Consider the following 15,955-nt stretch of genomic DNA (forward strand, 5'->3'; position numbering starts at 1 on the left):
CGGTCGCACCTGTCGCCCCGGTCGCGCCCGTCGCCCCGGTCTCCCCGGTTGCGCCAATCGCGCCGGTCTCTCCGGTTGCCCCGGTTGCCCCGGTTGCCCCGGTTGCCCCGGTTGCGCCGGTTGCGCCGGTTGCGCCGGTTGCGCCGGTTGCGCCGGTTGCGCCAGCAGCGCCTGTTGCCCCGGTCGCACCATCTGCGCCCGCCGCACCATCTGCGCCCGCCGCACCATCTGCGCCCGCCGCACCATCTGCGCCCGCCACACCATCTGCGCCCGCCGCGCCGGTGGCGCCAGTCGCACCAACGGCTCCGGTTGCGCCAGCTGCCCCGGTTGCCCCGGTCGCGCCAACTGCGCCTGCCGCGCCGGTTGCGCCTGCCGCTCCTGTTGCCCCGGTGGCGCCAGTCGCACCAACGGCTCCGGTTGCGCCTGCCGCTCCGGTTGCACCCGCCGCGCCGGTTGAGCCGGTTGTGCCGGTCAGGCCGGTGGCACCGGTCGCACCCTTGGGGCCGGTCAGGCCGATCGGGCCGATGAAGCCCTGGGCGCCGGTCAGCCCGGTCGCGCCTTTGACTCCCGGTAGGCCTATGACGCCGGGTAGGCCCTGCAGTCCCTGCGCCCCGGGGAGGCCGATCGGGCCGGACGCGCCCCGTGCTCCGGCCGGGCCGACCGGGCCTGACGGACCGGCCGGGCCCGCCGGGCCGGTGGCGCCCCGAGGGCCTGCCGGGCCGGCCGGGCCCGTTGTCGCGGCGGCGCTGATCAGGCCCTGGATGCCGGGTACGCTCTGCAGCCCGGGCGCCGCGCCGCGACCGTTCGAGGTGGACCGGCCCCTCTGGACGACCCGGTTCCAGGAGATCAGGATCCCGTCCGTGCACCGGCTCCCGGCGGCATAGTCGATGACGCTCACGACGCCGGTCGAGATGTTGGCGCACGCGTAGATCAGGCCGCCGGTGGCCGATCCGGCTGAGGCGGAGCCGGGTGAGCCGAGCACCAGCGCCGCGGCCGCGGCGGCGCCGACCCCTGTGCGCATCATGTTGATGGTCATCGAGATCCAGCCTCTGATCGGGGGGAGTCAGGGAGAGCTGGTTTGAAGATATGGGCCCGGCCTTGCACAACGGGTCATCGTTCGGTAGCCAGAAGGTTGCTTAGCGTGACGCTAATCTCTCGCCGGGTCAGCCGGCCTGGGTGAGGATGTCGTTGAAGATCTTCTGGATGACGGCCTTGGTCTCCGGGGCGCTGTACGCGCCGACGCCGACCTGCCACGCCGGGGTGCCATCGGCGGGGGTGAAGTGGCTCATGTCCAGGGTGTAGCGGCCCCGGTTGTCGCGGGGCGTCTCGATGTACGAGGTGTACCCGTCGACCGTCTTCGCCTTGGTCGTGACGTTGAACCATTCCTTGCTCAGCTGGTCGCGATCGCTCTGGGCGCACGGCGCGGCGCACGGGCGCAGCATGATCTGCAGCCGCTGGGTGCGGTCCGGCTGGGGTGCGTTCGAGTCGAACGGGTTGCCCTCGTCGATGCAGACCCAGGCCTTGGCGTCCGGGATGCTGATCTTGCCGGGCAGGCAGCCCCAGGTCGGCGGCACCCGGAACGCGAACGGGTAGCCGTCGAGCGCCATGGTGAACGTGTCGGCGCCGGCGGCGTAGGAGGGGCCGACGAGGGTGCGGGCCGGGGTCGACCGGAGCGTGGGTTCGGTGCCGGCCGCGCTGGGGGAGGCTGTGTCCGGGGCCGGGGTGGAGGGCCGGGCCGGTGCCGAGTACGGCGTGAACGTGGGGAGCGTGTACGGGTCGTCCCGGGTGCCGCTGTCGGACAGCACGGCGAAACCGAGAAGGCCGGTCACGCAGCAGACGAGCAGCAGTGAGCCGACCATCAGCGCGATGCTGGCGGCCATGCCGCGGTGCTGCTGCGGAGCCGGGCCGATCGAGCCGCTGAGCCAGCCGATCGCGGGGGCGCGGTACTCCACCTCGACGACCTGGCCCGGGTAGACCGGCACGACCGTCTCGGCGGTGCCGATGCGGGACGGGATCAGGTACGGCACGTGCACGTGGACGTGGTACTGACCGGGCGGCACGGGCACGACGGTGCGGCCCCAGCCGATCGGGACCCGGTGCCCGTTGATCGCGAGGAACGGCTTGAACAGGCCGAGGATGAACGTCATCCAGGCGTACTTGGCGGTCAGCGCGATGGCACTGCCGGCCGGACCCGCGGGCGGCTGCGGTTGTTCGGACATGGTGGTTCCTTCCCCCCGTTGAACCCGCGAAGTGTACGTAGCCGGGCGAGGCCGGTGTGCCCCGGCCAGTGGTACCGGACGGTGCGGCAGGAATCGGGCTCTTTCTTGGGTTTGGGCTGTTCAGCGGGGTAGCGTCCGGCGCTGTTGCCCAGCGAGGAGGTCGAACGCGTGTCACCGGTCTCACGTCGCGGTCTGCTCACGATGGCCGCTCTGGCTGCCCTTCCGGCCGCCTGTTCCCGCCCAGTATCCGAAGTGTCCGTTTCATCACCCTCGCCGGCCGGATCGCCGCCACCGCCGTTGTCGCCGTCGCCGTCCGCGTCGCCGTCCGCGGTGAGCAGCCTCGGCCCGGCGGCCACGGTCACCGCGTCGCCGGCCCCGTCCGGGTCGCCCGAGGAATCGGCCGCGACGCGCAAAGCCACCGGCGACAGCGGACGCAGTGGCCCGGTGGCACCGGCCGACGGCACGGTGATGCTCGGCGCGTATCTCAGCCTGAGCGGCCGGTCGTCGGCGCAGAGCCTCGCGCTGCGCCGCAAGCAGCTCGGCCGGGACCAGCCGATCGTCCATCAGTTCTGGGCCTGGGACGAGGCGCTGCCGCGTACCCGTCAAGGGGTCGGGTCCGGCAGCACGCTGATGATCTCCTGGCACGGGGTGGCCTGGAAACGGATCAACGGCGGCGGCTCGGACAAGCTGATCGCCGCGGCCGCCCGCAATCTCGCCCGGCAGGGCAGACCGCTGCTGCTGCGGTGGGCCTGGGAGATGAACGGCGACTGGTTCGAGTGGGGCGGCGCCGGCAACGGCAAGGACCCCGACGGGTACGTGAGCGCGTGGCGCCGCATCCACCGCATCTTCGCCGACGAGGGGGCGGACAACGTGTCCTGGGTGTGGAGCCCGAACTGGAACTCCAGCCCCGGTGACTCGTGGAACGCGCTGCGCAACTACTACCCCGGTGACGACTATGTGGACTGGGTCGGCGTGTCCGGCTACAACTTCTACAAGGAGTCACCGCGCACCCTGTTCACGCCGGTCGTGAACGCGTACGGGGCCCGTAAGCCGATCATCGTCACGGAGACCGCCGCGATCGATTTCGGTGGCTCCACCAAGGCGGACTGGACCGACGACCTCGCCGCGTACGTGCGCCGGACCCCCGAGATCAGCGCGCTGGTCTGGTTCGACACCGACACCCACAACGACACGAACTTCCGCGTCGACAGCACGGACGGGGCCCTGGCCGCGTACCGGAGGATGGCCCGGGACGCGCACTTCCAGGGGTGACCCGATTGGCCCGATCAAAACAATCTGGATTGGCTCTTGAGAGGGTCCAATCCGGTTCTTAAGGTTCACCACCATGACACGTGTGGACTTCTACTTCGACGCGGCTTGCCCGTTCGCCTGGATCACCTCGCGCTGGATCCTCGAGGTTCAGCCCCTGCGCGAGCTGGAGCTGCACTTCAAGCCGATGAGCCTGTTCGTGCTCAACGAGGGCCGGGACCTGCCCGAGTGGTACCGCGACCTGGTGAACCGCTCGCTCGGCCCGGCCCGGGTGGTCACCGCCGCCGCCGAACGGCACGGCCCCGGGGTGCTCGGCGACCTGTACACGGCCCTCGGCACCCGGATCCACCCACGGGGCGGCAAGGACTTCGACGTCGTGGTCGCCGAGGCGCTGGCCGAGGTGGGGCTGCCGGCCGGGCTCGCGGACGCCGCCCACGACGGTGCCCACGACGAGGCGCTGCGCCGCAGCCACCACGAGGGGATGGATCCGGTCGGCGCCGACGTCGGCACCCCCACCCTGCACATCGACGGGGTCGCGTTCTTCGGCCCGGTGCTGAGCAGCATCCCCCGCGGCGAGACGGCGGCGGCACTCTTCGACGGCGCCCGGGCGCTGGCCGGCTTCCCCGACTTCTTCGAGCTCAAACGGACCCGTACCGGAAAGTTGTCGTTCACGTGACAAGCACCGCGTGCCGAGCGGAGTGGTGGTTCGCGGCGTAGCCTCGATGCCTGAGCCCTTCGACGCCAGAGGCTCGGCTGCCCTGGACCCCGGTGGTGCACCGTGCGGCAACTCCAGGAGGCGTCATGCCGGAGGCCCTTGTCTTCTACCATTCCACCTTCGACCTCGCCGCTCTTGCGCCGGTCCGGCGGGCGGTGGCGAGCTGGCTGTCGCGGACCGGTATGTCACGGGACCGGGCGGACGACATCACGCTGGCCGTCGCCGAGATGCTCGGCAACGCCGTCGAGCACGGCGGCGGCGGGGGGACCGTCCACCTGAGCCTCGCCGACCGGTGTGTCCGCTGCGTGATCAGTGACGTGGGGCCGGGGCTGCCCGATCGGGTCGACCGTCACCGGGCATCCCGGCCCGGTCCCACGGCGGTGGGCGGTCGTGGTCTGTGGCTGGCGTTCGCCCTGTGTACGGCGGTCCGGTTGTCGTCCTCGGCGCTCGGCACCCGGGTCGAACTGATCGTGGACGTGTGACGGCCCGGCGACAGGTGTGGCATACCGCCGGGACTGTGAGACGCTGGGGTCGCACTCCACGACCCGCCTTGGCCCTCAGTTCCGAGCCGTTGCGCTGAATTCTCTGCCGACGGTTCGGAGAAGGCGCGATGAGCAGTCCTCGGATCGATGGATGGTCGGGCACGCTGCATGAGCTGTGGGCTGCGGCGATGGCCGCACCGGACCGCCTCGAGCTGGGTTCGCGGCTGCTCGGCGTGCTGCTCGGCCTGCCCGGTGCGGTGGCCGCCGCCGGCCTCGAGCAGGACCCCAAAGGGCGTACCGAGCGGCTCCGGTGGGTGACCCCCGGCGGCCGGGAGCGGCCGTCGTTCGATCTCGAGCGTCTGGTCGCCCGCCGTCTCGAACCGGTTCTGGTGCGCCGGATCGACGGCTGCGTGGTGGCCGTCGCCGGCTTCGCGGGGGCGTCCGGTGCGGTCACCAACCTCTGTGTGGTGTTCGGCGGCCCGGTCCCGGCGGCGGCGCTGGCGGCGTACTTCGCCCGGATCGTCGAGGTGGGCCTGCGGGCGATCGAGCGTCTCGACCGGCAGTCCCGGCTGGAGGAGGCGCAGGGCCGCGATGCCCTGCTGGCCGAGGCGTCGTTGCAGATGGATGCGGTGCTGGACGTGGCCCGGACCGGGTACGGGGTGGCCCGGATGGTGGTCCCGGCGGTGGCCGAGGGGTGTCTGGTCTACCTGGTCGACGGCACCGCGGTCACGCTGGCGGTCGGGGTGCACGTCGATGCCCGGCGCCGCTGGCCGGGCCAGGTGAGCGGGCGTCACCTCGGCTGGCTGCACGACCTGGTGGTACGGGCGCTGGCCGATCCGTCCGGCCCGGCCGCGGACCTGCGGGAGCTGTCGCCCGTACAGGCCGGGGCGCTGGGGGCGCGGTCGCTCAGGGTCACGGTGCTGCGCGTCCGCGGCCGGCTCCTCGGCGCGGTGGTCTTCCTGTTCGACCGGCCCGGTGACCGGATCCCCGGCCCGTCGTTCCTGCTGGACCTGACCCGGCGGGCGGCGCTGGCACTCGACAACGCCGAGCTGTACGAGCAGCGCCGGCGTGACGTCGTGACCCTGCAGAAACACCTGCTGCCGGCCGTGCTGCAGACCGCCCCCGGCGTGCAGACCGCCGCCTCCTACGCGGTCGCCGACAAGACGCTCGAGGTCGGCGGGGACTTCTACGACGTGGTGCCGCGGGCGGACGGTGGGTGCGCGGCGATGATCGGCGACGTCTGCGGCCGCGGCGTCGGCGCGGCCGCCATGACCGGTATGGCCCGGCACACCCTCAGCACGCTGCTGCACGAGGGGATGTCCGGCGAGCGCGCGCTGGCCCGGCTCAACGAGGTGCTGTGCCACGACGGATCCTGGCGCTTCGTCACCGGCGCGGTGATCACGCTGTCCCCCGAGCCGGACGGCGGGTTCGCGGTCCAGCTGGCCTCGGCCGGGCATCCCGCACCGCTGGTGATCCGGGCCGGCGGCGACGTCGTCACGGCCCGCGGCGGCGGGGTGGTGCTCGGGGTCCGCAACCCGGCGCGGATCGGCAGCTCCCTGCTGCATCTGGCCCCGGGCGACACGCTGCTGCTGTTCACCGACGGGCTCACCGAGTCCCGCGACGCCGGCGGGGTGATGTTCGAGGACAGCGGCCTGCTGCCGGCACTCGCAGGCGCGCCGGACGAGCCGCTGGACGTGCTGGTCGAGCGGCTGAACCGGCTCGCCGCCGCGTTCAGTCAGGGCGGGGCCGACGACATCGCGGTGCTGGGGCTGCGCGCGACCCGCTGACTCCGGCGCCCCTCCGTTCTGATCAGCGCGGCGGTCCGGCCCCGGCCGGGCCGGTGCCCCGTCTCACCGGACCGTCTCACCGGACCGTCTCGGCGGCCCGCACCGGCTTGCCGAAGAGCCACCCCTGGGCCAGGTCGCAGCCCTGCGCGCGCAGCCAGTCGCGCTGGCTCTCGGTCTCCACCCCCTCGGCCACGACACGCAGGCCGAACGCGCCGGCCATGGCCAGGACCGCCCGGACGATCGACTCGTTCGGCCCCTCGGTGCCCACGTCGCAGACGAACGAGCGATCCAGCTTGACGATGCCGACCGGGAGCCGGTTGAGATAGCTCAGCGACGAGTACCCGGTGCCGAAATCGTCGACGGCGAGGGTGATGCCCATGTCGCGCAGTTCGGTGAGGGTGGCCAGCGCGGTCTCGACGTCCTGCATGACCCCGGACTCGGTGATCTCCAGCCAGATGGCCTCCGGCGGCAGCCCGGTCCCGGCCAGCACGTCGCGCACCACCGCGATCAGCTCCCGGTCGCGCAGCTGGCGCACCGAGACGTTCACCGAGATGTGCAGGGGACGGGCGTCCGGGCCGCGTTCGGCCCGCCAGGCCGCGAGCCGGCCCGCCGCCTCGCGCAGCAGCCAGGCACCGGCCTCGACGATGAGGCCGGTCTCCTCGGCGATCGGGATGAACCGCAGCGGCGACACCAGCCCCAGCTCCGGGTGCTCCCAGCGCATCAACGTCTCGAAACCGTCCACCTCGCCGGTCGCCAGATCGACGATCGGCTGGTACGTCGCGTACAGCTCACCGCGCTGCAACGCACCGCGCAACGCCTGCTCGAGCGTCATCCGGTCCTCGACCTCGGCGCGCATGGCGGTCTCGAACAGGGCGTACGCGTTGCGGCCCGACCCCTTCGCCTTGTACATGGCAGTGTCCGCGTCCCGGATCAGGTCGAGCGCCTCGGCGCTGCCGCTCGTGCGGGCCACCCCGATCGACGCGGACACCGCGACGCTGCCGACGGACAGGTCGAACGGGCGGGTGAACAGGTCGAGCACCCGGGTCGCGACCGCCTCGGCCAGGATGCTGTGCGACGGGCTGGCGAGGGCGATGACGAACTCGTCGCCACCGATCCGGCAGACCAGGTCGGAGCTGCGGACATGCGCGCCGAGCCGGCCGGCCACCGCGCACAGCAGCTCGTCGCCGACCCGGTGCCCCCAGTGGTCGTTGATCATCTTGAAGTGGTCGAGGTCGATGAAGAGCAGGCTGATCTCCTGCCGCTCGGCGACCGCCCGGTTGCCCCAGGCCGTGATCGTCTCGCTGAGGAGCTCCCGGTTGGGCAGGTCGGTGAGCAGGTCATGGGTGGCGCGCCGCCGGATGAGGTCCTCCGCGCGGGCCCGGGAATTGTTGGACCGGACCACCCGGAACAGCACGGCCAGGATGAGCAGGGTGCAGAGCACGACCCGGACGGCCCGGTCCAGGACCCCGCCGGCCGGTTCGACGATCGCGGCGATCACCGGGCTCAGCAGCACCAGCGCCAGCAGCGTCGTCCGTACCCGGGACAGGTTGCGCGCGATGATCTGCTGCGGTTCGGTGAGGGTCCGCATGGAGGGATGCAGCGTCGCGGCACCGAGCAGCAGGAACGCGCACGAGTACAGCACGTCGACAAGATCGGCGGAGACCACGGCGAGCTCGCCGTCGCGGATCGTGAAGAGCAGGTCGCCGGCGAACAGGCTCGCCGAGCCGAGCGTGAGCAGCCACAGCGCGGGCGCCCGGACCCCACCGGCCAGCGCCAGCTGCGCGACCAGGACGATCAGCACCACGTCGATGACGGGGAAGAACGAGTTCGCCAGCTGCGGAACAGGCAACCCGGTCCGCTCGACCGAGGGCTGCACCAGGTAGGTCCACGCCATGAACGCGGACGCCACCCCCACGAGCACCGCGTCGACCCAGGCCGGGTCGTCCGCGTCGGCCCGGCGGCGGCGTAGCAGACCGGTGAACGCGTACGCCGCCATCAGGTAGCCCGGGACGATGAATGCGTCGGGGATCAGCGCCATGACGGTCGGCGGTGACGTGTTCGCGCCGGGCACCAGGACCCGGGTGATCAGCCCGGCCAGGAACAGCAGCGCGGAGACGCACATGTGCCGCCACGGGGCCCGGTCGGCGGGCAGGGCGATCCGCAACGTGCCGTACCCGATCGCGGCCATCCCGCCCAGCACCCCGACGAGGTTCAGCGGACCCCGCAGCGGCTCCGGCCCGGCGGCGATCAGCGCCACGATCAGCGCCGACCAGGCGACGAACACCCACGCGACAGCCGCACCGCGCCGTGGCGGCGCGTGCTCAGGGCTCACGTCCCCCCGATCGGCACCGCGGTGGCACAGCTTAGGAACCGGCGATCATGGTGACCAGGGTGTCGACGAGGTCCTCGGCGGTGAGGTCGCCCCATTTGGGGTCGGCCAGCTGCGTGCTGACCTCCATGCCGGCGATCCCGCTCGCGCTGCTGATCAGCAGCGCCCCGTAGCGGCGGGCGTGGTCGTCGCCGACCAGGGCGGCGACGATCGCCAGGAACTCGGTCTGGCTGTGCCGGGCGGCCCGGGCCAGGGCGGCCGGGTCGCCGGGCGGGTTGCTGAACATCAGTTTGTAGAGGTGCGGCCGGGTGCGGCCGATGTCGATGAGTGCGAGCAGCGCGCCGCGCAGTTTCGCGGCGGGGGGCAGGGTGGGGTCCGCGCGCAGGGCCTGGGTCCGCTCGCCGAGCTGTTCCCAGGCCTGGGTGCCGATCGCGATCAGCAGGTTCTCCTTGTCGGCGAAGTGGCCGTAGGGAGCTCCCCGGGTCACCCCGGCGCGGGCGCCGACCGCGCGCAGCGTCACCGCGTCGAGGCCGCCCTGGTCGAGCAGGCCGGCGGCGGCGTCGAGCAGGGCGCGGCGGGTGGCGGCGGCGGACTCGGCGCGGCTGGTCATGGCGGTCATCCTAGCGAATCTGCGATGACAGTGTCATCCGAATCACTTGACATTGTCATCTGAAGCGCGCACGCTCTTTCCTATGACAACGTCATCTGAAAATACCGGCCTCGTGGTCGTGACCGGGGCGTCCACCGGGATGGGCGCCGCCACCGCCCGCGACCTCGCCCGCCGCGGCTTCCACGTCCTCGCCGGGGTGCGCCGCGACAACGACGGTGAGACCCTCCGGGCGACCGGCATCGAACCGGTGCTCCTCGACGTCACCGACGGCGACCAGATCGAGGCCCTGGTGGCCCGCGTCGACGGCGACCCGCTCGGACGCCCGCTGCGCGCGCTGGTCAACAACGCCGGCATCCCCGGCGCCGGCCCGGTCGAGGCGACCCCGATCGGCGACTGGCGCCGTATCTTCGAGGTCAACCTCTTCGGCCCGGTCGCGGTCACCCAGGCACTGCTCCCCGCCCTGGTGCGCGGCGGTGGCCGGGTCGTCAACATCAGCTCGCTGAACGGCAAGCTCTCCATGGCCGGCTACGGGCCGTACGCCAGCAGCAAACACGCGATGGAGGCGATGAGCGACGCGCTGCGCAACGAGCTGGCCCCGTACGGCGTACGTGTGGTGGTGGTCGAACCCGGCGGCGTCAAGACCGAGATGGCCGGCACCGGTCTGTCCGGCCTGAGCCGGCTCGCCGCGGGTATGACCGCCGACCAGCAGGCCCGCTACGGCGAGCTGGTGCGGGCGCTGCCCGCCCACGTCGCCGCGTTCACCGAGGCCGGTGTGACCGCCGAGGCCGCCGCCCGCACGATCGCCCGGGCCGTCACCGATCGCCGGCCCCGCACCCGCTACGTCATCGGTGCCACGGCCGGCTTCCTGATCGGCGCCGCCCGCTTCCTGCCCGACCGGGTCCTCGACCGGATGACGACCGCCGACCTGCGCAAGCACTACCCCACGGCGAGCGCCGGCCGGTAGCCACCCCCCGGCAGGGTGTGGCTGCGCGCGCAGAACCTGCCGATACTCGATCCATGGACAGCAGACGACAGCTCGGCGCGTTCCTGCAGACCCGCCGGTCGCAGATGCAGCCGGCGGCGGTGGGCCTCACCGGGTACGGCGACCGCCGCCGGGTCCCCGGTCTGCGCCGCGAGGAGCTGGCCCGGCTGGCCGGGGTCAGCGCCTCCTACTACGCCCGGCTGGAGCAGGGCACCTCGCAGAACGCGTCCCCGGAGGTCCTCGCCGCCATCGCCCGGGCACTGCGGCTCGACGACGCCGAGACCCGGCACCTGTACGACCTGGCGGCCGGCACCCGGGCCCGGCCGGTGACCCGCCGCCGCGCACCGGAACGGATGACCGCCGAACTCGCGCAGCTGATCGAGGCGATGGGGGACACCCCGGCGCTGGTGCTGGGACGGCGCGGCGACGTGCTGGCCTGGAACCGGACCGGGCACGCCCTGTTCGCCGGGCACCTCGACCCGGCCGCCCCGGACCTGCCCCGCACCCGGCCCACCACGGCCGGGCTCGTCTTCCTCGACGAACACACCCGCGATCTGTACGCCGACTGGCCCGCGAAGGCCCGGGCCGTGGTGGGGACGTTGCGGCTCGCGGCCGGGCAGCACCCGCACGACCCGGCGATCCCGGCGCTGATCGGGGAGCTGACGGTCCGCAGCCCCGAGTTCGCCGCCATGTGGGCGGCCCATCGGGTCAAGGCCGGCGGCGAAGCCGTCTACGAGATGCGGCACCCACTGGTGGGCGCCATGACCGTGACACAGCAGGCCCTGCGCACCGAGAACGGCCGTACGGTCGTCGTCGCCACCACCGAGACCGGCTCGCCCTCGCGGGCCGCGATGTCCCTGCTGGCGCACAGCAGCGTGTTCGGCAGCTGACCGCAAGGTTCTTTCTCCCCGGGACGTGCGGCGATGCCGTGCGCCCGAAAACCCTCAACGGAACGACGAAAGGCAACCATGAACGAGATCGAACTGGGCGATGTCTCCGTGACCCGGGTCGAGGAGCAGCACGGCCCGATCATGCCCACCGCCGCGTTCTTCCCGACGATCCCCGGCGAGACATGGCGCCGGCACGAGGCCGACCTGGTCCCCGACCACCTCGGCGGCGACATGGTGCACGCGGCCATGCAGACCTGGGTGCTGCGCAGCGAGGGCCGCACGATCCTCATCGACACCGGCATCGGCAACGACAAGCACCGCCCGGCCGTCCCCGCCTGGGACCACCTCGACCTGGACTACCTCGGCAACCTGGCCCGCGCCGGGATCCGCCCCGAGGACGTCGACGTCGTGGTCAACACCCACCTGCACGTGGACCACGTCGGCTGGAACACCCGCCTCGTGGACGGACAGTGGGTGCCGACGTTCCCGAACGCGACATACCTGATGCCACGCGCCGACTTCGTGTTCTGGGACCCGGCCAACAATGCCACCATCGCCGGTGGCGTCAACGAGAACGCGTTCGCCGACAGCATCGCCCCGGTGCACGCCGCCGGCCAGGTCCAGCTGTGGGAGGGCAGCCACACCGTCGATGCGAACCTGACCCTGGAAGCCGCACCCGGGCACACCCCCGGATCCAGTGTGCTCAAGCTGAGCTCCGGCACCGACCGGGCACTGTTCGCCGCCGACCTGATCCACACCCCGCTGCAACTGACCGAGCTCGGCCACAGCAGCTGCTTCTGCGAGGACCCGGCCACCGCCCTGGCCACCCGCCGCCGGTTGCTGGGCTGGGCCGCCGACACCGGAGCGCTCGTACTCCCGGCCCACTTCAGCGGCCACGGTGCGCTGGAGATCGAACACCGCGGCGACGCGTTCGCCGTCAAACGGTGGGCCCCCTTCGACCGGCTGTGAACCCGCCCGCCGCGCTGTAACCGTGATGTAACCAGTCGTACGGCCCAGGTTGGGTAGATTGCAGAGATCCTTGACAACGTAGATCCCTTCATCGGCACCGCCGCGACCGACCTGCCCCGCGCCCAGGGGCTGGCGGCGTCGTGGTGGTGGCCGAAGCCGCAGGTCGGCAACACCCATCCGGGCGCCACGTCACCGATGGGCATGGTGTCGGCGTGTGCGTATTCCGGGGCCTATCCGACCGGTTACGGGCGCTACACGAAGGGCACCGAGGGGGTGCCCGAGGAGATGTTCGACCGTCTCCAGGCCTCCGGGTTCACCCATTTCCAGCAGTCCGGCACCGGGGCCATCCGCAAGTACTACAACTATGTCCGGGTCACGCCGATGGTCCAGCCGCTCGACGAGCTCGGGCAGGCGTGGCCGCTGCACGACGAGGTCGCGACCGCCGGCTACTACGCGGCGACCCTGGACACCGGGGTGCGCAGCGAAATCACGGTGGGCGAGAAGGTCGCCGTGCACCGGTACACGTTCCCGGAGCAGCGCAGTGCCCGGGTGGTGATCGACCTGTCCATCGGCGGTCTGGCCATCGACCTCGGCCGCACGGTGCCGCTGCGGGCCCAGGTCGAGAGCATGGGGTACGGCCGGGCGCAGGGCACCGTCGTCATGGAGGGGGTGCCGCTCTCGGTGTACATCGAGGTCGACAGCCCGGGATGGCGCCAGATGCTCTGGTACGACCGGCGCCTCGTCGACGGGGGGACCCGGCTCGACTTCGACAGTATCCGGCACACCACGCTGCGCCCGTTCGGGTTGATCTTCATGGGGCCCTCGACCGCGGGCCAGAGCGTCGAGGTTCGCCTCGGCTTCTCGTTGCGTGGGTGCGACCAGGCCCGCGCCAACCTCGAACGCGAGTGCGGCCCGGCCGGCCGGGCGTTCGACACGGTGCACACCCGGACCCGGGAGCGGTGGCGCGACAACCTCGGCAAGGTCCAGGTCGAGGGCGGCACCACCGCCCGGCGCACCGTGCTGTCCACCGCGCTGTACCACTCCTTGATCAAACCGTGCGTCGCCGACGACGAGAGCCCTTTCTGGCCCACCTCGGGGCCGTACGCGTTCGACATCTGCACGATGTGGGACATCTACAAGACACAGCTGCCGTTGCTGGCGGCCATTGCCCCGGAGCGGCACGCGGCCGTCCTCGAGTCGCTCATCCGGGTCTGCGAGGAGGAGGGCAACTTCCCGATCGGCTACCGCATGGCCCGGGGCGCGGACCGCTTCTTCCGGCAGGCGAGCGCGCTGGCACACACCGCACTCGCCGACGCGTACGTGCTGCGCCCGCAGAGCCTGGACTGGAGCTGGGCGCTGGTGCACATGGTCGACGACCTGCGCCGGATGTACGGCGAGGATTTCCGTGAGCACGGCGTGGTCCATCCGATCACGCACACCCTCGACCTCGCGTACGCCCATCACTGCACCGCCCAGGTGGCGCGGGCGCTCAACGACCACCGTCTCGCCGACGACCTGGCCGAGCACAGCCGGGGCTGGGTCAACGCGTTCGACCCGGCCACCGGCCTGCTGCGCGACTCGGAGTTCTACGAGGGCGGCAAGTGGAACTACTCGTTCCGGCTGGTGCACGACATGGCCGCCCGGATCGCGCTGGCCGGCGGCGACAAGTCGTTCATCGACATGCTGGACCAGTTCTTCGGGTACGGTGCCGGGCCGGTCACCCAGCCGGGGGTCCGCCCGTCACCCGCCGAGATGCGCCGCGGGTACGCCCTGAACCGGTTCGAGGGGCTCAACAACGAGCCGGACATGGAAGCGCCGTGGGCCTACCACTACGCGGGCCGTCCCGACCGTACCGCTGACGTGGTGCAGTCGGCTCTGACCTGGCAGTTCGGCACCGGGCGCGGTGGGTTGCCGGGCAACGACGACTCCGGCGGCCTCAGCTCGTGGTACGTCTGGGCGTCGCTGGGCCTGTTCCCCGTCGCGGGGCAGAACCTGTTCCTGATCAACGCGCCGGCGTTCGAGCGCGGTGCGATCACCGTCGGTGACCGGGAATTCGTGGTGGAGACGAGCGGTCACCGGGAGACCCCGATCGGTGCCGACGGCATCGACCGCACGCCGGCGACACAATATGTTCAGTCGGCCACCCTTAACGGCAAAGCCTTGCATGGTGCACACTTAGCCGCCGCCGACCTGCATCGGGGCGGACGGTTGCACCTGAAACTGGGTCCTGAGCCGTCAGCCTGGGCGCAGGGAGTGCGGCCCCCCTCCGTGTCGGATCTGCACGCACCCTAGGACCCCTCATGAAACACCCTTCTCGTCGCCTGGTCATCGCCGTACGGGCCGACCCGGTCATCTGCGGGCACTCCGGTGAGGCCCGCAACCTGGCCGAGGTCGCGCTCACCCGCGGTTTCGACGATGTGCGACTGCTCACCTGGCCGATCGACGCCCTGGAGGCGGCCGGTCTGCCGCTCAAGCCGCTGGACCGGCTCCTGCCGTACAGCCCGGGCATCACCGTGGAGCGGCCCGAGCCGGTCGGCGACTACCGGGTCCCGGACGGGCGCCACCTGGCCGGCCTGACCGGGCGCCTGGTCGAGCTGCTGGCCGAGCCGGTGCCGACGGTGTGCCTGTCGATGTACCTCGTGCCGCACACGGCCGTCGTCGTCGACGCGGTCACCGCCGCCCGGGCCGCCGGTTTCGACCCGGACGTGTACACGATCGCCAAGGCCGTCGGCTCGGACGTCACCAACGTCATCAAGTCGTGCCTGCGCGACGGCAGTTTCGGTGCCGCGATCGCGCTGTTCACCACGTTCCTGGCGAACGACGAGGTCACCGCGGTCTCGGAGTACACCCGGGACGAGATCATCGCGTCGGCGGAGGAAGTGGACGCCAAGTGCGGCACCCGCTTCGCCGAGCAGTGCCGCAGCCGGGTCACGGTCAGCTATCCGCCCATCGACACCAGCGCCTACCTCGACATCGACGAGACCACGGTCGACGAGGCGCTCGCCGCCCGGGGCCTGACCCGTGACGGCTACGTGCTGTTCCTGTCCCGGGTCGCCCGGGCCAAAGGCATTTACGACCTGGTGACCGCGTACGGCCAGATGCGCTGCCGGGACGATGTCAAGCTCGTCGTCGCCGGCACCGGCCCGGCGCTGGAGCACGTCCAGGCGATGGCCTCCGAGGACGATCAGGTCATCTTCCTGGACGACGTCGACGACACCGAGAAGGCCCTGCTCATGCGCGGCTGCGCGGCCTACGTCCTGCCGACGAAGCCCGAGCCGGAGTTCGTCGAGACGTTCGGCATCGCGCTCACCGAGAAGATGCTGGCCGGCGGCGGCCCGATCATCACGACGCTGACCGGTGGCACCGGCGAGGCCGTCGGTGACACCGCGGTCATCGTCGAACCCGGTGACGTCCTGGCCCTGGCCGCCGCGGTCGACGCCGCGGTCCTGGAGATGTCCGCCGAGGAACGCAGGGACCGCGAGGCTAAGGCCCGGGCGTACGCGCTGGCCTTCGACCGGGGCCGGGTCTTCGACGACCTGTTCTCCCGGATGACCCCGGGTTCCGCCTGACACCCCGGGTTCCGCCTGACACCACGGTCCGGGGGGGGGGGGGGGGGGGGGGGGGGGGGGGGGGGGGGGGGGGGGCGGGGGGGCGGGGGGGGGGGGGGGGGGGGGGGGGGGCCGGGCGGGGGGGGGGGCGGCCG

At 72.1% G+C, this 15,955-nt stretch carries 12 protein-coding genes; 9 read left to right on the forward strand and 3 right to left on the reverse strand.

All coding sequences use genetic code 11. The annotated features are described in order from the left end of the window. Nucleotides 1-1,163 precede the first annotated feature (1,163 nt). The gene (locus ACIA6A_RS07670) at nucleotides 1,164-2,219 is read right to left on the reverse strand and encodes a hypothetical protein (RefSeq protein WP_396096656.1); all 1,056 of its coding nucleotides are present in this window, start codon (nucleotides 2,217-2,219) and stop codon (nucleotides 1,164-1,166) included. Between the two features lie 252 nt (nucleotides 2,220-2,471). Between ACIA6A_RS07670 and ACIA6A_RS07675 the strand changes: the two genes are divergently transcribed. From ACIA6A_RS07675 to ACIA6A_RS07690, 4 genes are all read left to right on the forward strand, one after another. Next, entirely contained in the window at nucleotides 2,472-3,491 is a 1,020-nt protein-coding gene (locus tag ACIA6A_RS07675; protein WP_396096657.1) for a glycoside hydrolase family 26 protein, read from the forward strand. A 73-nt stretch (nucleotides 3,492-3,564) separates the two neighbouring features. Next, nucleotides 3,565-4,164, forward strand: a complete 600-nt coding sequence (locus ACIA6A_RS07680; RefSeq protein ID WP_396096658.1) for a DsbA family protein — start codon at nucleotides 3,565-3,567, stop codon at nucleotides 4,162-4,164. 125 nt (nucleotides 4,165-4,289) lie between these two features. Continuing rightward, entirely contained in the window at nucleotides 4,290-4,685 is a 396-nt protein-coding gene (locus ACIA6A_RS07685) for an ATP-binding protein (protein ID WP_396096659.1), read from the forward strand. A gap of 128 nt (nucleotides 4,686-4,813) precedes the next feature. Then, complete coding sequence (locus tag ACIA6A_RS07690; RefSeq protein ID WP_396096660.1) at nucleotides 4,814-6,472, forward strand: PP2C family protein-serine/threonine phosphatase; 1,659 nt, start codon at nucleotides 4,814-4,816, stop codon at nucleotides 6,470-6,472. Nucleotides 6,473-6,548: 76 nt separating this feature from the next. On the opposite strand, the gene ACIA6A_RS07695 is transcribed toward ACIA6A_RS07690, so the two are convergent. Next, on the reverse strand, nucleotides 6,549-8,804 hold the full coding sequence (locus ACIA6A_RS07695; protein ID WP_396096661.1) for a putative bifunctional diguanylate cyclase/phosphodiesterase: 2,256 nt from the start codon (nucleotides 8,802-8,804) through the stop codon (nucleotides 6,549-6,551). 31 nt (nucleotides 8,805-8,835) lie between these two features. Beyond that, nucleotides 8,836-9,411, reverse strand: coding sequence for a TetR/AcrR family transcriptional regulator (locus ACIA6A_RS07700; RefSeq protein WP_396096662.1), 576 nt, complete (start codon nucleotides 9,409-9,411; stop codon nucleotides 8,836-8,838). 82 nt (nucleotides 9,412-9,493) lie between these two features. Between ACIA6A_RS07700 and ACIA6A_RS07705 the strand changes: the two genes are divergently transcribed. From ACIA6A_RS07705 to ACIA6A_RS07725, 5 genes are all read left to right on the forward strand, one after another. Then, nucleotides 9,494-10,375 carry an SDR family oxidoreductase gene (locus tag ACIA6A_RS07705; RefSeq protein ID WP_396096663.1) on the forward strand — a complete coding sequence of 294 codons (882 nt, stop codon included), beginning with the start codon at nucleotides 9,494-9,496 and terminating at the stop codon, nucleotides 10,373-10,375. A gap of 53 nt (nucleotides 10,376-10,428) precedes the next feature. Further along, complete coding sequence (locus ACIA6A_RS07710; RefSeq protein ID WP_396096664.1) at nucleotides 10,429-11,283, forward strand: helix-turn-helix domain-containing protein; 855 nt, start codon at nucleotides 10,429-10,431, stop codon at nucleotides 11,281-11,283. Between the two features lie 78 nt (nucleotides 11,284-11,361). Continuing rightward, complete coding sequence (locus ACIA6A_RS07715) at nucleotides 11,362-12,252, forward strand: MBL fold metallo-hydrolase (protein ID WP_396096665.1); 891 nt, start codon at nucleotides 11,362-11,364, stop codon at nucleotides 12,250-12,252. Between the two features lie 66 nt (nucleotides 12,253-12,318). After that, complete coding sequence (locus ACIA6A_RS07720; RefSeq protein WP_396097609.1) at nucleotides 12,319-14,544, forward strand: GH92 family glycosyl hydrolase; 2,226 nt, start codon at nucleotides 12,319-12,321, stop codon at nucleotides 14,542-14,544. Between the two features lie 8 nt (nucleotides 14,545-14,552). After that, nucleotides 14,553-15,821 carry a glycosyltransferase gene (locus tag ACIA6A_RS07725; RefSeq protein ID WP_396096666.1) on the forward strand — a complete coding sequence of 423 codons (1,269 nt, stop codon included), beginning with the start codon at nucleotides 14,553-14,555 and terminating at the stop codon, nucleotides 15,819-15,821. The last annotated feature ends 134 nt before the right edge of the window (nucleotides 15,822-15,955 follow it).

Origin of the sequence: Actinoplanes sp. NPDC051494, assembly GCF_044454705.1 — a bacterium.
Lineage (GTDB): Bacteria > Actinomycetota > Actinomycetes > Mycobacteriales > Micromonosporaceae > Actinoplanes.